The sequence below is a fragment of the Pantoea sp. Tr-811 genome, from assembly GCF_011752535.1.
Classification (GTDB): Bacteria; Pseudomonadota; Gammaproteobacteria; order Pseudomonadales; family Pseudomonadaceae; genus Aquipseudomonas.
This window is the reverse complement of sequence record NZ_VWXJ01000007.1, coordinates 170,920-192,146: the sequence shown is the minus strand read 5'-3', so window position 1 is coordinate 192,146 and position 21,227 is coordinate 170,920. Positions and strand designations below refer to the sequence as shown.

Below are 21,227 nucleotides of genomic sequence, written 5' to 3'. Positions count from 1 at the left end.
TTGGCCGGCGACAGGCTGCGCGCCGGGGCTGAATCGGTGCATGTGCAGCGATTGCCACTGTGGCATGAAGCTTAGTTCCGTTCGAGGGGGGTGCAAGGGAGGGGGTACTGCGGGGGAGGGGTATAGGGAATGGCTTTGGAGGTGTGGTGGGTTTGAGATCGAGCGCCGCCTGTGCGGCGCTTCGCGAGCTTTGCTCGCTCCTACATCGCAAACATGCGTAGGAGCGAGCAGAGCTCGCGATGCGCCGCGCGGGCGGCGCTGGGTGTCACAGGCGCCGAATCTCTCCCGGCGAACTCACTGGGCGCTCACCGCTTCCGCGGCCCCACCCTGCGACAAGCTATACACATAAGCCGCCAGCAGATGCACCTTGTCATTGCCCTGGATCTCCGCCTGGGCCGGCATCTGCCCCTGGCGCCCATAGCGAATGGTCTGCTGCAACTGGGCAAAGCTCGACCCATAGATGAACGCTTGCGGATGGGTCAGGTTCGGCGCGCCCATGGCCGGGGTGCCCTTGCCTTCAGGCCCGTGGCAAGCCACGCAGTTGCTGGCGAACAGTTCCTTGCCCTTCGCCGGGTCGGCCTTGGCTCCATCGGGTAGGCTGCGCCCATCGAGGTTGGTCAGCACGAACGCGGCCACATCCGCCACGCCCTGTTCACCAATCACCTCGGCCCAACCCGGCATCACCCCATGGCGCCCGTTCATGATCGACGCCTTGATGGTTTCCGGCTCGCCGCCCCAGCGCCAGTCACTGTCGGTCAGGTTGGGAAAACCATAGGCGCCCTTGGCATCCGAGCCGTGGCACACCGCGCAGTTGGAGGCGAACAGGCGGCCCCCCATCTTCAGCGCTGCCGGGTCCTTGGCCACTTCCTCCACGGGCATGGCGGCGTACTTGGCGAAGATCGGGCCGAACTTGGCGTCGGCCTTTTGCATTTCCTTCTGCCACTCGTTGGCGCCGGTCCAGCCGTTCTCGTAACCGGGCAGGATGCCCTTCCAGTTGCCCAGGCCTGGGTACAGCACCAGGTAGCCAGCGCCGAACACCAAGGTGCCGACGAACAGCCAGAACCACCACTTGGGCAGCGGGTTGTCGTACTCCTCGATGCCATCGAAGCTGTGCCCCATGGTCTGGTCGGTGGTGCTGTTGCTCTGGCCCTTGCGGGTCGACAACAGCAGCCAGGCCAGGCCGATCAGGCTGCCGAGGGTCAGTACGCTGATGTAGGTACTCCAGAAGGTGGTCATTGCGCTTCGCTCCTCACAGCCGCAGTCATGGCAGCAGGTTCCTGCCCGGCAGGGGGCAGGCGGTCGTCGACGAAGGGCAGCAGGCGCGCTTCGGCGAAATCATGGTCGCGGCGGCGATTGAACACCCACAGCGAGAGGCCGATGAAAGCGACCATCACCACCAGGGTGCCCAGGCCGCGGATCATGCCGATATCCAGTTCCATGGCGGTTACCTCTTGTTCTTGATGGCGGTGCCGAGCACCTGCAGGTAGGCCACCAGCGCGTCCATCTCGGTCTTGCCCTTGACCGCATCGCGGGCACCGGCGATGTCGTCGTCGGTGTAGGGCACGCCGAGGGTACGCAGGGTGCGCATCTTGGTGTCGGTGTGGCTGTTGTCGACTTTCTCGGCGACCAGCCATGGGTAGGACGGCATCTTCGACTCCGGCACCACGTTGCGCGGGTTGTACAAATGCGCGCGGTGCCAATCGTCGGAGTAGCGCCCACCGACCCGGGCCAGGTCCGGGCCGGTGCGCTTGGAGCCCCACAGGAACGGGTGGTCCCACACGCTTTCACCGGCCACCGAGTAGTGGCCGTAGCGCTCGGTTTCGGCGCGGAACGGGCGGATCATCTGCGAGTGGCAGCCCACGCAGCCCTCGCGAATGTAGATGTCGCGGCCTTCAAGCTGCAGCGCGGTGTAGGGTTTCATGCCTTCGACCGGCTTGTTGGTCACGTCCTGGAAGAACAGCGGGACGATCTGGGTCAGGCCGCCGATGCTCACGGCAAACACCATCAGCAGGGCCAGCAGGCCTACGTTTTTCTCGATGACTTCATGTTTCATCAGGCAAGTCTCCTCAAGCCAGCTGGGCGTTCGCAGGGGCGCTGTCGAGCGCCGGCGAACGGACGGTGCGCCAGGTGTTCCAGGCCATCAGGAACATGCCGCTGAGGAAGATCGCACCGCCGATGAAGCGCACGATGAAGCCTGGGTGGCTGGCCACCAGGGTTTCCACGAACGAGTAGGTCAGCGTGCCGTCGCTGTTCACCGCGCGCCACATCAGGCCCTGGGCGATGCCGTTGACCCACATCGAGGCGATGTACAGCACGGTGCCGATGGTCGCCAGCCAGAAGTGCGCGTTGATCAGGCCCAGGCTGTGCATCTGCTGCTTGCCGAACACCTTGGGAATGGTGTGGTACAGCGCGCCGATGGAAATCATCGCCACCCAGCCCAGGGCCCCGGCGTGCACGTGGCCGATGGTCCAGTCGGTGTAGTGGGACAAGGCATTGACCGTCTTGATGGCCATCATCGGGCCTTCGAAGGTGGACATGCCGTAGAACGCCAGGGAAACCACCAGGAACCGCAGGATCGGGTCGCTGCGCAGTTTGTGCCAGGCACCGGAGAGGGTCATCATGCCGTTGATCATGCCGCCCCAGCTCGGCGCCAGCAGGATCAGCGACATCACCATGCCCAGCGATTGCGCCCAGTCCGGCAGGGCGGTGTAGTGCAGGTGGTGCGGGCCGGCCCAGATGTACAGGGTAATCAGCGCCCAGAAGTGCACGATCGACAGGCGATAGGAATACACCGGGCGTTCGGCCTGCTTGGGCACGTAGTAGTACATCATTCCCAGGAAGCCTGCGGTGAGGAAGAAGCCCACCGCGTTGTGGCCGTACCACCATTGCACCATGGCGTCGGTGGCCCCGGCGTACACCGAGTACGACTTGGTCAGGCTGACCGGCAGTTCCAGGTTGTTGACGATGTGCAGCAGCGCCACGGTGAGGATGAAGGCGCCGAAGAACCAGTTGCCCACGTAGATATGCTTGGTGGTGCGTTTCATCAGTGTGCCGAAGAACACGATGGCGTAGCCCACCCAGACGATGGTGATCAGAATGTCGATCGGCCACTCCAGCTCGGCGTATTCCTTGGAACTGGTGTAGCCCAGCGGCAGCGTGATGGCCGCCAGCACGATCACCAGTTGCCAGCCCCAGAAGGTGAAGGCGGCCAGGCGCGGCGCGAAGAGGGTGGTCTGGCAGGTGCGTTGCACCGAATAATAGGACGTGGCGAACAGCGCACAGCCGCCGAAGGCGAAGATCACCGCATTGGTATGCAGGGGTCGCAGGCGGCCGAAGCTGGTCCAGGGGAGGTCGAAGTTGAGGGACGGCCAGGCAAGCTGGGCGGCGATGAAGACGCCGAGCCCCATCCCGACGATTCCCCACACCACCGTCATGATGGCGAATTGGCGGACCACCTTGTAGTTATAGGCGGTACTGCTGGTTGTGTTCATGTATGGGTTCCCATCCACGGTTATTGGCAGGCTATGAAGCGAGGCAAGCATGAAAGACGGGCAAATTGCCGGTATTGACGGGGATCAATGGGCGAAGATCGGAAATGTCCCAGGCTTGCGCTGCGATCCCCCGCAAACCGGGGGGCAGGGGGGCGCTGGCGCCTGCCTGATCCTGGCCCATGGCGCCGGGGCGCCGATGGACAGCGATTTCATGAACGACATGGCGCAAAGGCTGGCCGCGCTTGGGGTTGGGGTGGTTCGCTTCGAGTTTCCCTACATGGCTGAACGGCGCGCGGGCGGTGGCAAGCGGCCACCCAATCCACAGAAAGTGCTGCTTGAATGCTGGCGCGAGGTGTATCGCCAGGTGCGACCTTTGGTCACGGGGCGGTTGGCGGTTGGCGGCAAGTCGATGGGCGGGCGCATGGCCAGTTTGCTGGCCGACGAGCTGAAGGCCGATGCGCTGGTGTGCCTGGGGTATCCGTTCTATGCCGTGGGCAAGCCGGAAAAACCACGGGTCGAGCACCTGGCGGGCTTGCACACGCGCACGTTGATCGTGCAGGGCGAGCGCGATGCGTTGGGCAACCGGGAAGCGGTTGAAGGGTACGCCTTGTCACCCTCGATCGAGGTGAGCTGGCTGGTGGCGGGGGATCATGACTTGAAGCCGTTGAAGGCTTCGGGGTTCAGCCATGCGCAACATCTGCAGGTTGCAGCCGAAGCGGTGGCGGGTTTCTTGAAGGACTAGTGCTGGATGCTTCGCGGGGCAAGCCCGCTCCTACAGGGGATTGCATGACCCTAGGGCATGGCATTGTAGGAGCGGGCTTGCCCCGCGAAAGGGCCGGTACAGGCCAGCGCTTAGTCGCGGTACTCGCACAGGTAAGCGGTATCGACCTTCACCTGCAGCTGGAACTTGCTGTCAGCCGGTACGTTGAACTTGTCACCGGCATTGAAGGTTTCCCAGTTGTCGCTGCCTGGCAGCTTCACGGTCAGCGCGCCGGACACCACGTGCATGATCTCGCGCTTGGCAGTACCGAACTCGTATTCGCCCGGGGCCATCACGCCCACGGTGGCAGGGCCTTCTTCGCCGGCAAAGGCGATCGACTTGACGGTGCCGTTGAAGTACTCGTTGACCTGGAACATGGGCGACTCCTGAAAAGGGGGGATGAAAAAGGGCTGGCCAGTATGCCCAAGCCCACTGGCCCCGTCATCTGCTTTCAGGCGCCGTTGGCGGGCAGGCTCAATGGCAGCAACCGGGCGGTGTTGCGCGCGTCTTCCAAGGCCCGGTGCTGCTGCCCGCAAAACTGCATGCCGGCCAGTTGCAGGGCGCCGTTGAGCCCCGTTGGGCGCTGCAGGTGGCGAGCCTTGGCGAAGCGCTGCTTGAGGTTGATGTGCGGCAGCTGGCGCAACAGGCTGTCGACCGCGTGCTGCTGCCATTCCTGCAGCAGCTGCTGGCGGTCGTAGTCGCCCCAGCTGACCCACGCCTGCAACTGCCCACGGTGGTGCCCGAGCCAGCGTTCGAAACGCTCCCATACTTCTGGAAACGCCGCGGCGCTGTCGACGCTGGCCTGGCTGATGTGCGTAAGCTCCCGGCAGAACGGCGTCAGTTGCGGCCGCCGCCTGGGCCGCACGAAGCGCTGGAAGTGGTCCACCTCGCGGCCTTCCCGGGTCACCAGGCTGGCGCCGATTTCAATGATTTCCATCTCCGTGACCGGCCAGCCACCGTCATCGGTGGTAGCTTCCAGGTCGATCACCAACCAGTGGCCCATACCAGGCTCCGTCGTCATACATGCCCAAGCAGCGTAGCCAATGTGCGGCCACACGGCATCTCCTGGCACTTTGCCCTCACTTTGGCTTAACCAGCGGTTGTGCCCTGGCGGGAAAACGCCTAGCTTAGGCGCATCCAGGTATGAACCGAGATGAGCGTCCGTCTTGACTCCCACGCCCGGCCTCAAGGCCCTGTCCACCCTGTTGATGCTGGCCATGGCATGGCTGGCGGTGCCAGCGTGGGCCGGCCAGCCCCTGGACGTGAAGATCGGCGCTGCGCATTTCCCACCGTATACCGTGCGCCCGGAGCAGGGCGCCGACACCGGCCTGTTGCCGCAACTGGTCGAGGCGCTGAACCGTTTGCAGGCCGATTACCGCTTCGTCCTGGTGCCCACCTCGATCCAGCGCCGCTTTGGTGATTTCCAGCAAGCGCGCACCGACATGGCGATCTTCGAAAACCCCGAGTGGGGCTGGCAGCAAATTCCCCACCAGACCGTCGACATGGGCCTGGAGGACGCCGAGGTGTTCGTGGCGCGCAAGGCCGCCGACCGCGACCAGCATTACTTCGATGAGCTGGAGGGCAAGCGCCTGGCGCTGTTCAACGGCTACCACTACGCCTTCGCCCGCTTCAACCCCGACCCCAATTACCTGCGCAAGGCCTTCAACGCGACCCTGACCTATTCCCACGACAGCAACCTGTTGATGGTGCAGTACGGCCGCGCCGACATCGCCCTGGTGACGCGCTCGTACCTCAGCGATTTCCTGCGCCGCAACCGTGAAAGCGACAGGCAGCTGTTCGCTTCCCAGCGCGTTGACCAGGTGTACCACCACTATGCCCTGCTGCGACCGGGCTCGCCCATCAACGATCGGCAGTTCGCTGCCTTGCTGCGCGGCTTGCGCGAAAACGGCGAGCTGGCGCGCATCTTCCAGCCGTACCAGATCAGCGTTGCTGTGCCGGGCGACTAAATTCCGGGGCTTTGACGACGTTTCACCAGTCAGCCTTCCTTCCATTTTCTTGTGAGCCCAACCATGCCGTTCGATGCCGCTTCACCGCCTCAGTCACTGCCCCGTTGGCGCAGCCTCAGCGCCGATGAGGGCGACAGCCAGCTAAGCCTCACCCTTGAAGGCCGGCCATTGATTCAGGCGAAACTGGAGCCGGGTGACACGCTGGCCGTGCATGTTCGGCAACTGTGCCCCGAGCGCCCACAGCAGGCCTTGTGGGCGGTGTGCTATTGGTTGCTGTCGCGCGAGCCTGCGCGCCAGCGCCTGGTCGTGCACCTGCCCGAGGTACTCGGCGGGGCACTGGCCAGCGGCTTGCTGCTGGCCACGGAGCAGGCCGGTGTATACCTGTGCGAGCGGGCGTTGTTCTGGCAGTTGCCGGAGCCTTGGCTCGTCGCGCCCTCAAGCCCCTACCCACAGCAGATGCTGCTCAGCAACGGCAAGCGCCACCCACGCCGCGCACCCAAGGCCCAGGGCGAGGTGTACCGGCGCTTCGATGCGCGCCTGGGGAGCTGGGTGTCGCTGCGTACCCTGGACGTCGACCAGGACCTGGAGCGCTTCAACCGCTGGCAGAACAACCCGCGGGTGGAAAAATTCTGGCAGGAAGGGGGTTCGCTCGAGCAGCACCGCGAGTACCTGACCAAGCAGGCGGACGACCCGCATACCCTGACCCTCATCGGTTGTTTCGACGACCAGCCGTTCGCCTACTTCGAGGCGTACTGGGCCAAGGAAGACCGCATTGCGCCGTTCTACCCGGCCGATGACTACGACCGTGGCATCCACATGCTGGTGGGCGAGGAAAGCCACCGTGGCCCGCACAAAGTGGCCAGCTGGCTGTCAGCGCTGGTGCACTACCTGTTCCTCGACGACCCGCGCACCCAGCGGGTGGTGGCCGAGCCGCGCGCCGACAATGCCAAGATGATCGGCTACATGCACGACCAGTGCTTCCATTGCGACAAGGAATTCGATTTCCCGCACAAACGTGCGGCACTGATGATTCTGGGGCGGGAGCGGTTCTTCGACCGTTGCAAGCTGGTTTGAACGCACCGCGACCCACGCTCGCCCCTACCACGTATCGCGCCAATGGTAGGAGCGACCGCAGGTCGCGATAGGGGCGCGAAAAGCGCCCCCTTGCAAATCTCAAGCCTGCCGATTAGCCGTCTTGCGGCAATGCACCAGGGCATCGCGGATCATGAAGTTCACCAGGGTTGGCGACACGCCAAGCTCCTTGGCAATGTCCTTCTGCGGCACGCCATGCAAACGGTACATCTCGAAGGCATAGCGGGTGCGCTGGGGCAGTTCGTTCAACGCCTCGGCAATGTTTTCCAGGGCCGCCAGGTTGATATGGGTGGCTTCGGGAGATGCGTTGGCAATCACCACGTTCATGCCTTCCTCTTCACTGCCCGAGTACTTCAGCTCCATGGCCTGCTTGCGGTAGTGATCGATGGCCAGGTTGCGCACGATCTGGAACAGGTAGCTGAGCTGGGCCTTGAACGACGAGGTGATCTGCGGGGCGGCGCTGAGCCGGAAGAAGGCGTCTTGCACCACATCCTCGGCGCGCGAGCGGCAGCCAGTGATGCGGGCTGCGATCTTCACCAGAATGCTGCGATTGTCGACGAACGCCTGGAGTAATGGTGAATCGCACTTACTTGTGGATAGTTGTTCCGCCATGGAAATCACCTTGTCTCGAAGGGGAAAGGGAGCGCACTGATTTGGGACGCTTCCTACGACGTGCGACAAACTATTCGTAATGATAATGATTGTCAAATACGGAAGTTAATGAGTATCCATTAGTTTCGGTTCTAAGCCGCCAGGCGTGAAGCCGTTCGCTTTCCGGCGGCCCTGGCGCACTGGCTAGCCGGTAATTTCTTGCCAGGCCCATCCGTTCCCCTCTGTACATCCGGCCGCCGCACGTTGCCCCGCACCCCTCGCGCGGGCAGTCGGCCCGACACTACAGACACTGGCAGGAACACCCCATGACGGACGCCTTCGAACTCCCGCTCTCGCTGGTCCAGGCCCTGGCGCAACGCGCCGCGCACACACCGGACCGCATTGCCCTGCGCTTTCTGGCCGACGCCCCCGGCGAGCAAGCCGTGCTCAGCTACCGGGAACTGGACGCGCGTGCGCGCACCATCGCCGCCGCCTTGCAGGCCCGCGCAGGCTTCGGCGAGCGTGCCGTACTGCTGTTCCCCAGTGGCCCTGACTATGTGGCAGCGTTCTTTGGTTGCCTGTATGCCGGGGTTATCGCCGTGCCGGCCTACCCGCCGGAGTCTTCGCGCACGCACCACCAGGAGCGCTTGCTGTCGATCATCGACGATGCCGAGCCGCGCCTGCTGCTGACCGTGGCCGCGCTGCAGGAAAGCCTGCAGGGCCTCGAAGCCCTGGCTGGCGCCAATGCCCCTGAGTTGCTGGCCGTCGACGGCCTGGACCCCGCGCTGGCCGACCGCTGGCAGGCACCTGCGCTCAAGGGCGATGACATCGCCTTCCTGCAGTACACCTCCGGCTCCACTGCGCTGCCCAAGGGCGTGCAGGTCAGCCATGGCAACCTGGTGGCCAATGAGCAGCTGATTCGCTCGGGCTTTGGCATCGACCTGAACCCGGACGACGTGATCGTCAGCTGGCTGCCGCTGTACCACGACATGGGCCTGATCGGCGGGCTGCTGCAGCCGATTTTCAGTGGCGTGCCTTGCGTGCTGATGTCGCCGGGCTATTTCCTCGCCCGGCCCCTGCGCTGGCTGCAGGCGATCAGCGAATACGGCGGCACCATCAGCGGTGGCCCGGACTTCGCCTACCGCCTGTGCAGCGAGCGGGTCAGCGAAGCGGCCCTGGCTGGCCTTGACCTGAGCAAATGGCGCGTGGCCTATTCCGGCTCCGAGCCCATCCGCCAGGACAGCCTCGATACCTTCGCAGGCAAGTTCGCTGCCTGCGGCTTCCAGGCCAGCAGCTTCTTCGCCAGCTATGGCCTGGCCGAGGCCACCCTGTTCGTCAGCGGCAGCCGCCGTGGCCAGGGCATTGGCGCGCTGGAGCTGGACGCCGAAGCCTTCGCCGCCAACCGCGCCGAAAACGGCACGGGCAGCGTGTTGATGAGCTGCGGCTACCCGCAACCGGGGCATGCCGTGCGCATCGTCGAGCCACAGCGCCTGGAGGTGCTGGCCGACAACCTGGTTGGCGAGATCTGGGCCGGTGGCCCGAGCATCGCCCTGGGCTACTGGCGCAACCCCGAGGCCAGCGCGCGCACCTTCGTCGAAATGGACGGCCAGACCTGGCTGCGCACCGGCGACCTCGGTTTCATGCGTGACGGCGAGGTGTTCGTCACCGGGCGCCTGAAAGACATGCTGATCGTGCGTGGCCAGAACCTTTACCCGCAAGACCTGGAAAAAACCCTGGAGCGCGAAGTCGAAGGGCTGCGCAAGGGCCGTGTGGCGGTGTTCGCCGTCGACGACCAGGGCGAGGAGGGCATCGGTGTGGCGGTGGAGATCAGCCGCAATGTGCAGAAGGCCGTGCAGCCACAGGCGCTGATCAAGACCCTGCGCCAGGTGATCGCCGATGCCTGCCGCCAGGCACCGGCCGCGGTTCTGCTGCTCAACCCAGGCGCGCTGCCCAAGACCTCCAGCGGCAAGCTGCAGCGCTCGGCCTGCCGCTTGCGCATGAACGATGGCAGCCTGGATTGCTACGCACGCTTCCCGATGCCGGCCGAGCAGGCCCAGGCCAGCGCCGTGGGTGATGGCCTGCAGGCGCGGATTGCGGGTATCTGGCGCGAGGTGCTGAAGGTCGAGGCCGTCGCGGCCGATGACCACTTCCTGCTGCTCGGTGGCAACTCGATTGCCGCTACCCAGGCCACCGCGCGCCTGGCCGACGAACTGGGCATTCACCTGGGCCTGCGCACCCTGTTCGAAGCGCCGCAACTGGCCGACTACAGCGCCGCCGTGGCCGCCATCCTGGCCGCAGGCGGCGCCCAGGCCCAGGCCATCGCGGCCCAGGACCGTGCCACGGCACTGCCGCAGTCGCTGGCCCAGAACCGCCTGTGGCTGCTGTGGCAACTGCAGCCGCAGTCGGCCGCCTACAACATCCCGGCCGGCCTCAAGCTGCGCGGTGAACTGGACCCAGCTGCACTGCAGGCTGCCTTCCAGGCCCTGGTCGCCCGCCACGAGTCGCTGCGCACCGTGTTCAGCGAGCAGGATGGCCAGGCCCTGCAACAGGTGTTGCCGGAGCAGCCGTTCAATTTGCAGCGCCTGGACCTCGAAGGCCTGGCTGCCGAAGACGTGGCGGCGCGCCGGGAGGACGAGGCGCAGCAGCCCTTCGACCTGACCCAGGGCCCGCTGCTGCGGGTTACCCTGGTGCGCTTGGACGATGAAGACCACCAACTGTGGGTGACCCTGCACCACATCGTCGCCGACGGCTGGTCATTGAACATCCTGCTCGATGAGTTCGCCAAACTCTATGCCGCCCAGTGCCAGGGCCTTGAGGCCAAGCTGGCGCCGCTGACCCTGGGCTACGCCGACTACGGCAACTGGCAGCGCCAGTGGCTGGCCGAAGGCGAAAGCGCGCGCCAGCTGAACTACTGGAAAACCGCCCTGGGCGATGAGCTGCCGGTGCTCGACCTGCACCCCGACCAGCCGCGCACCAGCCAGCCAAGCAACCGCGCCGCCCGCTACAGCCTCAAGGTGCCGGCCACACTCAGCGACGCGCTGGAGGGCCTTGCCCGCGACCAGCAGGCCAGCCTGTTCATGGTGCTGCTGGCCGCCTGGCAAGGGCTGCTGCACCGCTACACAGGGCAAGCCGACATCCGCGTCGGCGTGCCCAATGCCAACCGCCCGCGCCAGGAAACCCAGGGCATGGTCGGCTTCTTCATCAACACCCAGGTGCTGCGCGCCCAGCTCGACGGCCGCTTGCCGTTCGCGCAGCTGCTGGCCCAGGTGCGCCAGGCCACCCTCGGCGCCCAGGCCAACCAGGACCTGCCGTTCGAGCAACTGCTCGAAGCGCTGCCCGAGGCCCGCGAGCAGGGCCTGTTCCAAGTCATGTTCAACCACCAGCAGCGCGACCTCTCGGCCCTGCGCCGCCTGCCGGGCCTGCTGGCCGAAGAACTGCCGTGGCACAGCCGCGAGGCCAAGTTCGACCTGCAGTTGCACAGCGAGCAGGACCACCAGGGCCGCCTGAGCCTGGCCTTCGACTACGCCGCCGAGCGTTTCGATGCCGCCACGGTCAAGCGCCTGGCCCAGCACCTGCTGGCGTTGCTGGAACAGGTGAGCGCGCAGCCGCAACTGGCCTTGGGCGAGGTGCAACTGCTCGACGCACAAGGCCGCGAGCAGCTGTTGGCCTGGGGCCAGGCTCCAGCCCCTGCGCCGCAGCGCCTGCTGGTGGAGCAGCTGAATGAACAGGCGCGCCTGACCCCGCAGCGCACCGCATTGGTGTGGGAGGGCGGCAGCCTCGACTATGCCGAGTTGCACCAGCAGGCCAACCGCCTGGCCCACTACCTGCGTGACAAAGGCGTTGGTCCTGATACCTGCGTGGCCATCGCCATCGAGCGTTCGCCGCAACTGCTGGTCGGCCTGCTGGCCATTCTCAAGGCCGGTGGCGCCTATGTGCCGCTGGACGTGGACTACCCGGCCGAGCGCCTGGCCTACATGCTCAACGACTGCCAGGCCAGCCTGCTGCTCAGCCACAGCGGCCTGCTTGGCACGCTGCCGCAGGTTGAAGGGGTCAGTGCCATCGCCCTCGACCAGCTGCACCTGGACAGCTGGCCGAGCCAGGCACCGGGCCTGCACCTGCATGGCGACAACCTCGCCTATGTGATCTACACCTCCGGCTCCACCGGCCAGCCCAAGGGCGTGGGCAACACCCACGCGGCCCTGGCCGAGCGCCTGCAATGGATGCAGGCCACCTATGCGCTGGAACCGAGCGATGTGCTGATGCAGAAGGCACCGATCAGCTTCGATGTGTCGGTGTGGGAATGCTTCTGGCCGCTGGTCAGCGGTTGCCAGCTGGTGTTGGCAGGCCCCGGTGAGCACCGCGACCCACAGCGCATCGCCGCACTGGTGCAGCAGCATGGGGTGACCACGCTGCACTTCGTGCCGCCGCTGTTGCAGGTGTTCGTGCAGGAGCCACTGGCCGCTGGCTGCAGCAGCCTGCGCCGGCTGTTCTCAGGTGGCGAGGCGCTATCGGCGGCTTTGCGCGACCGTGTGCTGCAGGTGCTGCCGCAGGTGCAATTGCACAACCGCTACGGCCCGACCGAAACGGCCATCAACGTCACCCACTGGCACTGCCAGGCCGAGGATGGCCTGCGCTCGCCCATCGGTCGCCCGCTGGGCAACGTGCTCTGCCGGGTGCTGGATGAAGAGCTGGAACTGGCAGCGCCCGGTGTGCCGGGCGAGCTGTACCTGGGTGGGGCGGGCCTGGCCCGTGGCTACCTGGGGCGCCCAGGGCTGACCGCCGAACGCTTCGTTCCCCAGGCCGATGGCAATGGCGAGCGCCTGTACCGCAGTGGCGACCGTGCCCGCTGGCAGGTTCAAGCCCAGGCCCTGGAATACCTGGGCCGCCTCGACCAGCAGGTGAAGGTGCGCGGCTTCCGGGTTGAACCGGAGGAGGTGCAGGCCTGCCTGCTGGCGCAACCGGGTGTGGAGCAAGCGCTGGTGCTGATCCACAAGGATGCCGTCGGTGCGCAACTGGTCGGCTACTACAGCGGCCCGGCCCAGGCGCCGCAACTGCTGGCCGCGCTCGCTGAGCAGCTGCCTGCGTACATGGTGCCTGCCCAGTTGCTGGCGCTGGCGCACATGCCGCTGGGCCCCAGTGGCAAGGTCGACCGCAAGGCCCTGCCGGCGCCGGTGTGGCAGCAGCGTGAGCACGTTGAACCGCAGACCGCGCTGCAACAGCAGGTTGCGGCCATCTGGCGCGAAGTGCTGAACCTGCCGCAAGTGGGCCTGCACGATGACTTCTTCGCCCTGGGCGGCCACTCGTTGCTGGCCACCCAGATCGTCTCGCGCACCCGCCAGGCCTGTGATGTCGAACTGCCGCTCAAGGAGCTGTTCGAAGCCAGTGAGCTGGGTGCCTTCTGCGAACGTATTGCGCAGATTCGCGCCGCCGGCGGGCATAACCAGCAAGGCGAAATCACCCGCGTCGACCGCCGCCAGGCCGTGCCGCTGTCGTACTCGCAACAGCGCATGTGGGTCCTTTGGCAAATGGAGCCGGACAGCCCTGCCTATAACGTTGGCGGCATGGCACGCCTGCGCGGCACCCTGCACGTGGACGCCTTCGAGCGTGCCCTGCAGGCCCTGATCGTGCGCCACGAAACCCTGCGCACCACCTTCCCCAGCATCGATGGCGTGCCTTACCAGTGCGTGGCCGACGACAGCGGCCTGCAGCTGCATTGGCAAGACTTCAGCGCCTTGCCTGCCGACGCCCGCCAGCAGCGCCTGCAGCAACTGGCCGACGACCAGGCGCACCAGCCGTTCGACCTGGAACGCGGCCCGCTGCTGCGCGCCTGCCTGGCCAAGACCGAGGAGCGCGAGCACTTCTTCGTGCTGACCTTGCACCACATCGTCACCGAAGGCTGGGCCATGGACATTTTCGCCCGCGAGCTGGGCGAGCTTTACGAGGCCTTCGTCGACGAGCGTGAGTCGCCGCTGGCGCCGCTGCCCGTGCAATACCTGGACTACAGCGTGTGGCAGCGGCAATGGCTCGAAGGCGGCGAGGGTGCCCGCCAGCTGGCCTATTGGAAGGCCCGCCTGGGCGATGAGCACCCGGTGCTGGCACTGCCCGCCGACCGCCCGCGCCCGGCCGTGCAAAGCCACCGTGGCGAGTTGTTCCGCTTCGACCTCGACCCGGCCCTGGTCGCCCGCGTGCACGCCTTCAACAGCCAGCGCGGGCTGACCCTGTTCATGACCATGACCGCCACCCTGGCTGCCTTGCTGCACCGCTACAGCGGCCAACGCGACCTGCGCATCGGTGCGCCGGTGGCCAACCGCATTCGCCCGGAAAGCGAAGGGCTGATCGGCGCCTTCCTCAACACCCAGGTGCTGCGCTGCGAGCTGGACGGGCAGATGAGCGCCGCCGCCTTGCTCGAACAAGTACGCCAGGCTGCCATCGAAGGCCAGTCGTACCAGGACCTGCCATTCGACCAACTGGTCGACGCCTTGCAACCGCCACGCAGCAGCGCTTACAACCCGCTGTTCCAGGTGATGTGCAACGTGCAGCGCTGGGCCTTCCAGCAAAGCCGTGAACTGGCAGGCATGCAGGTGGACTACCTGGTCAACGACGCCAGCGCCACCAAGTTCGACCTGTACCTTGAAGTGACCGACCTGGACGGCCGCCTGGGTTGCTGCCTGACCTACAGCCGCGACCTGTTCGACGAGCCGCGCATCGCGCGCATGGCCGAACACTGGCAGCAACTGTTGATCGGCCTGCTCGACAACCCCGAGCAGCGCCTGTGCGAACTGCCCATGCTGCTCGATGCCGAGCAACAGGTGCTGATCGGCCAGTTGCAAGGCGAGCACGATTTCGCCCTCGACCAAACCCTCCACGGCCTGTTCGCCGAGCAAGCGGCGCGTACGCCCAATGCCGGCGCGCTGACCTTCGCCGGCGAGCACATGAGCTACGCCGAACTCGACCAACAGGCCAACCGCCTGGCCCGCGCCCTGCGCGAGCGCGGTGTTGGCCCACAGGTGCGGGTAGGCCTGGCCCTGGAACGCTCGTTGCCCATGGTGGTTGGCCTGCTGGCCATCCTCAAGGCCGGCGGCGCCTACGTGCCGCTCGATCCGGAATACCCGCTCGACCGCCTGCGCTACATGATTGAGGACAGCCGCATCGGCCTGCTGCTCAGCCAGCGCGCCCTGCTCGACACCCTCGGTGAACTGCCCGCCGGCGTGGCGCGCTGGAGCCTGGAAGACGACGCCGCACAGCTCTCGGCCTACAGCGATGCGCCGCTGGACAACCTCAACCTGCCGCAGCACGCCGCGTACCTGATCTACACCTCCGGTTCCACCGGCAAGCCCAAGGGCGTGGTGGTCAGCCACGGTGAAATCGCCATGCACTGCCAGGCGGTGATCGACGCCTTCGGCATGCGCAGCGACGATTGCGAGCTGCACTTCTATTCGATCAACTTCGACGCTGCCAGCGAACGCCTGCTCACGCCCTTGCTGTGCGGTGCCCGCGTGGTGCTGCGCGCCCAGGGCCAATGGGGCGCCGAGGAAATCTGCCAGCTGGTGCGCGAGCAGCAGGTGAGCATCCTGGGCTTTACCCCAAGCTATGGCAGCCAGCTGGCCCAGTACCTGGCCGGTGAAGGCGCGGCGCTGCCGGTGCGCCTGGTGATTACCGGTGGCGAAGCACTGACCGGTGAGCACCTGCAACGCATTCGCCAGGCCTTCACCCCGCAGCAGTTCTTCAACGCCTACGGCCCGACCGAAACCGTGGTGATGCCGCTGGCCTGCCTGGCACCTGAGGTGTTGCCTGCCGATGCCGGCAGCGTGCCGATTGGCCGGGTGATCGGTGCCCGCACCGCCTATATCCTCGACGAGGACCTGGCCTTGCTGCCCCAGGGCGGCATCGGCGAGCTGTATGTCGGCGGCGCCGGCCTGGCCCAGGGCTACCACGACCGCCCGGGCCTGAGCGCCGAGCGTTTCGTTGCCGACCCGTTCAGCCATGACGGTGGGCGCTTGTACCGCACCGGCGACCTGGTGCGCCTGCGCACCGATGGCCTGGTGGAATACATTGGCCGCGCCGACCAGCAGGTGAAGATTCGCGGTTTCCGTATCGAGCTGGGCGAGATCGAAAGCCGCCTGCAGGAACACGCCGATGTCGACGAGGCGGTGGTTGTGGCCCTGGACCTTCCCGGTGGCCGGCAACTGGTGGGTTACCTGGTGTGCAAGCAGGTGGCTGGCGACAGCGAGGCCCAGGCCCGCTTGCGCGAAGCGGTGAAAGTGCATGCCCGCCAGCACCTGCCGGACTACATGGTGCCGGCGCACCTGGTGCTGCTCGACAGCCTGCCGTTGATGGGCAATGGCAAGCTCGACCGCCGCGCCTTGCCAGCGCCGGACCTGGAACAGGCCCGGCAACACTACCAGGCCCCGGCCAACGAGCTGGAAGAGCAACTGGCGCAGGTGTGGCGCGAAGTGCTGAATCTGCCCCGCGTCGGGGTGCAGGATAACTTCTTCGAACTGGGCGGCGACTCGATCCTGTCGATTCAGGTGGTCAGCCGTGCCCGTCAGCTGGGCCTGCAGTTCACCCCGCGTGACCTGTTCCAGCACCAGACCATCCAGACCCTCGCGGCTGTGGTCAGCCGCAGCGCCGCGCCGAGTACCATCGAGCAGGGCCTGCGCCAGGGGCACAGCGGCCTGACGCCGATCCAGCATTGGTTCTTCGACAGTGACGTGGTGCAACCGCAGCACTGGAACCAGGCGGTCCTGCTGCAGGCTCGCCAGGCGCTGGACAGCGCCACGCTGGAAAACGCCCTGCACGCGCTGGTGGCGCACCACGACAGCCTGCGCCTGCGCTTCAGCCAGGGCCAGGCGGCCTTCGCCGAGCAGCCGGCTGCGCAACTGCTGTGGACCGCCACGGTTGCCGACTTCGACGATTGTCAGGCGCTGTACACCGATGTGCAGCGCAGCCTCGACCTGGAACAGGGCCCGCTGCTGCGTGCCTTGCTGGTCAGCGACGGGCAGGGCGCCCAGCGCCTGCTGCTGGCGATTCACCACTTGGTGGTCGATGGCGTGTCCTGGCGCGTGCTGCTGGAAGACTTGCAGGCGCTGTACCGTGGCCAGCCACTGGCAGCCAAGACCCACGCCATGGCCGACTGGGCCGCGCGACTGGCCAGCTACGCCGGCAGCGATTCGCTGCGCGACGAGCTGGGCTGGTGGCAGGGGCAACTGGGCAGCGTGCGCCACGAATTGCCTTGCGATCACCCCCAGGGCGGCAACCTGCACCGGCATGCCCAAACCCTGGCGATCGGCCTCGACGTGGAGCAGACCCGGCAGTTGCTGCAACAGGCCCCGGCGGCCTACCACACCCAGGTCAACGACCTGCTGCTGACAGCGCTGGCGCGCACCCTGTGCCGCTGGAGCGGCGATCAGCAGGTGCTGGTGCAGCTTGAAGGCCATGGCCGCGACGGGCTGTTCGAAGACATGGACCTGACCCGCAGCGTCGGCTGGTTCACCAATGCCTACCCGCTGCGCCTGAACCCGCAGGCCGGGGAAGACGACGCCGCCCGCGCCGCGTCCATCAAGTCCATCAAGGAGCAACTGCGCCAGGTGCCGCACAAAGGGCAGGGCTACGGTGTGCTGCGCTACCTGGCCGATGAAGCCGGGCGTGAAAGCCTGGCAGCGTTGCCGCAAGCGCGCATCACCTTCAACTACCTGGGCCAGTTCGACCAGCAGTTCGACCAGGCGGCGCTGTTCCAGCCGCTGGACGCCCCGGCGGGCCTGGCCCACGACCTCGACACGGCGCTGCCGAACTGGCTCAGTGTCGATGGCCAGGTGTACGGCGGTGCGCTGCAACTGCGCTGGACCTTCAGCCGCGAGCGCTACGACGAGCAGACCATTGCGCAATTGGCCGAGGCCTATCGCCAGGAACTGCTGGCCCTGGTCGGCCACTGCCTGGCCGAAGGCAACGGCAGCTTCACCCCGTCGGACTTCCCCCTGGCGCACCTGAGCCAGGCGCAGATCGACGCCTTGCCGGTAGCGGCCAGCCAGATCGAGGACGTCTACCCGCTGACCCCGATGCAGGAAGGCATGCTGCTGCATACGCTGCTGGAACCGGGCACCGGCCTTTACTACATGCAGGACCGCTACCGCATCAACAGCGCCCTCGACCCGCAGCGCTTCGCCCAGGCCTGGCAGGCCGTGGTGGCGCGGCATGAGGCCCTGCGCGCCTCGTTCAGCTGGAACGCCGGCGAAACCATGCTGCAGATCATCCACAAGCCGGGCCACACGCCGGTGGATTACCAGGACTGGCGCGGCCTGGACGGCGATGCCCAGGAAGCGCGCCTGCAAGCCTTGCACAAGCAAGAGCGCGAGGCGGGCTTCGAGCTGCTGCGCGAGGCGCCGTTCCACCTGCGCCTGGTGCGCGTGGATGAAGAGCGCTACTGGTTCATGATGAGCAACCACCACATCCTGATCGATGCCTGGTGCCGCTCGTTGCTGATGAACGACTTCTTCGAGCTCTACCAGGCCCTTGGTGAAGGCCGTCAGGCCCAGCTGCCGGTGCCGCCGCGCTACCGCGACTACATCGGCTGGCTGCAGCGCCAGGACCTGGCCGAAGCACGCCGCTGGTGGCAGGCCAACCTGGCCGGCTTCGAGCGCGCCACGGCGCTGCCCAGCGACCGCCCGCTGCGCAACGACCACGCCGGTGACGGCATGGTGGTGGGCGATTGCTACACCCGCCTTGAGGTGAGCGACGGCGTGCGCCTGCGCGAATTGGCCCAGGCCCATCAGTTGACCATCAACACCTTCGCCCAGGCGGCCTGGGCCCTGGTGCTGGCTCGCTACAGCGGTGAGCGTGACGTGGCCTTCGGCGTCACCGTCGCCGGGCGCCCGGTGAGCTTGCCGCAAATGCAGCGCACCGTTGGCCTGTTCATCAACAGTATCGCCCTGCGCGTGCAGTTGCCCGAGCCTGGCCAGCGGCGCAGCGTGCGCCAGTGGCTGCAAGGCTTGCTGGAACGCAACATGGAGCTGCGCGAGTACGAGTACCTGCCGTTGGTGGCGATTCAGGAATGCAGCGAACTGCCCAAGGGCCAGCCGCTGTTCAACAGCCTGTTCGTGTTCGAGAACGCGCCGGTGGAAACCGCGGTGCTCGACCATGCCCAGCACCTCAACGCCAGCTCCGATTCGGGCCGTACCCACACCAACTTCCCGCTGACGGCGGTGTGCTACCCCGGCGACGACCTGGGCCTGCACCTGTCGTTCGACCAGCGCTACTTCGACTACCCGACCGTCGAGCGCCTGCTGGCCGAGTTCAAGCGCCTGCTGCTGGCGCTGGTACAAGGCTTTGACGGTGAGGTGAGTGCGCTGCCGCTGCTGGGCGAGGAAGAACAGCGCTTCCTGCTTGAAGGTTGCAACCGCAGCGAACGGGCTTACCCGCTGGAGCAGAGCTACGTCGCCCTGTTCGAGGCGCAGGTCGCGGCGCACCCCGAGCGCACCGTGGCCCGCTGCCTGGACGCGTCGTACGACTATGCCGGGCTGAACCTGGCGGCCAACCGCCTGGGCCATGCCCTGGTCGCTGCCGGGGTGGGCATTGACCAGCCGGTGGCACTGCTGGCCGAGCGCGGCCTGCCGCTGCTGGGCATGATCGTCGGCAGCTTCAAGGCCGGCGCCGGCTACCTGCCGCTGGACCCGGGCCTGCCGTCGGCGCGCCTGCAGCGTATCGTCGAGCTCAGCCGCACGCCGGTGCTGGTGTGCAGCGCCGCGTGCGCCGCCCAGGCACGCCAGTTGCTGGGCGAGCTGACGGGAGTGGCACAGCCGCAACTGCTGGTGTGGGAGGATATCCAGGCCAGCAGCGTTGCCAGCCACAACCCGGGCATCCACAGCGGGCCGGACAACCTGGCCTACGTGATCTACACCTCAGGCTCCACCGGCCTGCCCAAGGGCGTGATGGTCGAGCAGCGCGGCATGCTCAACAACCAGCTGAGCAAGGTGCCGTACCTGGCCCTGAGCGAGCACGACGTGATCGCCCAGACAGCCTCGCAAAGCTTCGACATCTCGGTCTGGCAGTTCCTCGCCGCGCCGCTGTTCGGCGCCAAGGTGGAGATCGTGCCGAACGCCATCGCCCACGACCCGCAGGGCCTGCTGGCCCATGTGCAGGCCACCGGTATCAGCGTGCTGGAAAGCGTGCCGTCGCTGATCCAGGGCATGCTGGCCAACGACCACCAGGCCCTGAGCGGCCTGCGCTGGATGCTGCCGACTGGTGAGGCCATGCCGCCGGAGCTGGCCGCGCAGTGGCTGCAGCGCTACCCGGGCATTGGCCTGGTCAACGCCTACGGCCCGGCCGAGTGCTCCGACGACGTGGCGTTCTTCCGCGTCGATGCCGCCTCGACCCGTGGCAGCTACCTGCCGATCGGCACGCCGACCGACAACAACCGCTTGTACCTGTACGGTGAAGACCAGGCCCTGGTACCGCTGGGGGCTGTGGGCGAGCTGTGTGTCGCCGGCACCGGCGTTGGCCGCGGCTATGTCGGTGACCCGGTGCGCACGGCACTGGCGTTCATCCCGCACCCGCACGGGGCGCCAGGCGAGCGCCTGTACCGCACCGGCGACCTGGCGCGCCAGCGCCCGGACGGGGTGCTGGAGTATGTCGGGCGGATCGACCACCAAGTGAAGATTCGTGGTTACCGGATCGAGCTGGGCGAGATCGAGGCGCGCCTGCACGAGCAGACGGAGATCCGCGACGCTGCGGTGGGCGTGCAGGAAGGCGTCAACGGCAAGCACCTGGTCGGCTACCTGGTGGCACATCAAGGCGTCGAGGCCGATGCCGCGCTGCTGGAGCAGGTCAAGCAACGCCTGCGGGCCGAGCTGCCGGAGTACATGGTGCCGCTGCACTGGGGCTGGTTCGCCAGCCTGCCGCACAACGCCAACGGCAAGCTCGACCGCAAGGCCCTGCCGGCCATCGACATCGGCGGGCAGCACAGCCAGGCCTACCTGGCGCCACGTGATGAGCTGGAGCAGACCCTGGCGGGTATCTGGGCCGATGTGCTCAAGGCCGAGCGGGTAGGCGTGCACGACAACTTCTTCGAACTGGGCGGGCATTCGCTGCTGGCCACGCAGATCGCATCGCGGGTGCAGAAGCAGTTGCAGCTGAACGTGCCGCTGCGGGCGATGTTCGAGTGCAGCACGGTGGAGGAGCTGGCCGAGTATGTGCGTGGGCTGCAGGACAGTGCGCTGGATGACGACAAGGTCGACCGGCTCAGTGACCTGATGGCCGAGCTTGAAGGGCTGTAAGGCTGTGCCGCCCTCTTCGCGATTGAACCCGCGAAGAGGGCGATCTGGCGATCATGAC

Annotated in this window: 11 protein-coding genes; 4 read left to right on the top strand and 7 right to left on the bottom strand. The window is 66.5% G+C overall.

The window, feature by feature from the left end; translation table 11 throughout:
• Positions 1–294: 294 nt before the first annotated feature.
• From ccoP to ccoN, 4 genes are read right to left on the bottom strand one after another with little or no spacing between them, the layout of a single operon-like run.
• Complete coding sequence (gene ccoP / locus F3J44_RS13030) at positions 295–1,236, bottom strand: cytochrome-c oxidase, cbb3-type subunit III (RefSeq protein ID WP_167065563.1); 942 nt, start codon at positions 1,234–1,236, stop codon at positions 295–297.
• Positions 1,233–1,433, bottom strand: a complete 201-nt coding sequence (locus tag F3J44_RS13025) for a CcoQ/FixQ family Cbb3-type cytochrome c oxidase assembly chaperone (protein ID WP_205299867.1) — start codon at positions 1,431–1,433, stop codon at positions 1,233–1,235. Before F3J44_RS13025 ends, ccoP begins: the two co-directional genes overlap by 4 nt.
• Before the next feature lie 11 nt (positions 1,434–1,444).
• On the bottom strand, positions 1,445–2,053 hold the full coding sequence (gene ccoO / locus F3J44_RS13020; protein ID WP_167272962.1) for a cytochrome-c oxidase, cbb3-type subunit II: 609 nt from the start codon (positions 2,051–2,053) through the stop codon (positions 1,445–1,447).
• Between the two features lie 13 nt (positions 2,054–2,066).
• Positions 2,067–3,491 (bottom strand): cytochrome-c oxidase, cbb3-type subunit I, encoded by a 1,425-nt coding sequence (gene ccoN, locus F3J44_RS13015; protein WP_167065569.1) that lies wholly within the window; start codon positions 3,489–3,491, stop codon positions 2,067–2,069.
• A gap of 49 nt (positions 3,492–3,540) precedes the next feature.
• On the opposite strand from ccoN, the gene F3J44_RS13010 reads away from it, so the two are divergent.
• Positions 3,541–4,233 carry an alpha/beta family hydrolase gene (locus F3J44_RS13010; protein WP_167272959.1) on the top strand — a complete coding sequence of 231 codons (693 nt, stop codon included), beginning with the start codon at positions 3,541–3,543 and terminating at the stop codon, positions 4,231–4,233.
• A gap of 110 nt (positions 4,234–4,343) precedes the next feature.
• On the opposite strand, the gene F3J44_RS13005 is transcribed toward F3J44_RS13010, so the two are convergent.
• Both F3J44_RS13005 and F3J44_RS13000 read right to left on the bottom strand, forming a co-directional pair.
• Positions 4,344–4,628, bottom strand: a complete 285-nt coding sequence (locus F3J44_RS13005) for a pyrimidine/purine nucleoside phosphorylase (protein ID WP_013973489.1) — start codon at positions 4,626–4,628, stop codon at positions 4,344–4,346.
• A 74-nt stretch (positions 4,629–4,702) separates the two neighbouring features.
• On the bottom strand, positions 4,703–5,254 hold the full coding sequence (locus F3J44_RS13000) for an exonuclease domain-containing protein (RefSeq protein ID WP_167065575.1): 552 nt from the start codon (positions 5,252–5,254) through the stop codon (positions 4,703–4,705).
• A 163-nt stretch (positions 5,255–5,417) separates the two neighbouring features.
• Here F3J44_RS13000 and F3J44_RS12995 point away from each other — a divergent pair, with 163 nt between their 5' ends.
• Complete coding sequence (locus tag F3J44_RS12995; RefSeq protein ID WP_167065578.1) at positions 5,418–6,218, top strand: ABC transporter substrate-binding protein; 801 nt, start codon at positions 5,418–5,420, stop codon at positions 6,216–6,218.
• A 63-nt stretch (positions 6,219–6,281) separates the two neighbouring features.
• A complete protein-coding gene (locus F3J44_RS12990) occupies positions 6,282–7,292 on the top strand; it encodes a GNAT family N-acetyltransferase (protein ID WP_167272957.1) in 1,011 nt (336 codons plus the stop codon).
• Between the two features lie 99 nt (positions 7,293–7,391).
• Here F3J44_RS12990 and F3J44_RS12985 read toward each other — a convergent pair whose 3' ends face one another.
• On the bottom strand, positions 7,392–7,922 hold the full coding sequence (locus F3J44_RS12985) for an RNA polymerase factor sigma-70 (RefSeq protein WP_167065584.1): 531 nt from the start codon (positions 7,920–7,922) through the stop codon (positions 7,392–7,394).
• Between the two features lie 305 nt (positions 7,923–8,227).
• On the opposite strand from F3J44_RS12985, the gene F3J44_RS12980 reads away from it, so the two are divergent.
• Positions 8,228–21,169 (top strand): non-ribosomal peptide synthetase, encoded by a 12,942-nt coding sequence (locus tag F3J44_RS12980; protein WP_167272954.1) that lies wholly within the window; start codon positions 8,228–8,230, stop codon positions 21,167–21,169.
• Positions 21,170–21,227 lie beyond the last annotated feature (58 nt).

What these genes read in the sequence shown, in the direction of transcription:
- ccoN (WP_167065569.1), bottom strand. Translation starts at nt 3,491, where the DNA reads ATGAACACAACCAGCAGTACCGCCTATAACTACAAGGTGGTCCGCCAA.
- F3J44_RS12985 (WP_167065584.1), bottom strand. Translation starts at nt 7,922, where the DNA reads ATGGCGGAACAACTATCCACAAGTAAGTGCGATTCACCATTACTCCAG.
- F3J44_RS13010 (WP_167272959.1), top strand. Translation starts at nt 3,541, where the DNA reads ATGAAAGACGGGCAAATTGCCGGTATTGACGGGGATCAATGGGCGAAG.
- F3J44_RS13005 (WP_013973489.1), bottom strand. Translation starts at nt 4,628, where the DNA reads ATGTTCCAGGTCAACGAGTACTTCAACGGCACCGTCAAGTCGATCGCC.
- F3J44_RS12980 (WP_167272954.1), top strand. Translation starts at nt 8,228, where the DNA reads ATGACGGACGCCTTCGAACTCCCGCTCTCGCTGGTCCAGGCCCTGGCG.
- F3J44_RS12990 (WP_167272957.1), top strand. Translation starts at nt 6,282, where the DNA reads ATGCCGTTCGATGCCGCTTCACCGCCTCAGTCACTGCCCCGTTGGCGC.
- F3J44_RS13000 (WP_167065575.1), bottom strand. Translation starts at nt 5,254, where the DNA reads ATGGGCCACTGGTTGGTGATCGACCTGGAAGCTACCACCGATGACGGT.
- ccoP (WP_167065563.1), bottom strand. Translation starts at nt 1,236, where the DNA reads ATGACCACCTTCTGGAGTACCTACATCAGCGTACTGACCCTCGGCAGC.
- ccoO (WP_167272962.1), bottom strand. Translation starts at nt 2,053, where the DNA reads ATGAAACATGAAGTCATCGAGAAAAACGTAGGCCTGCTGGCCCTGCTG.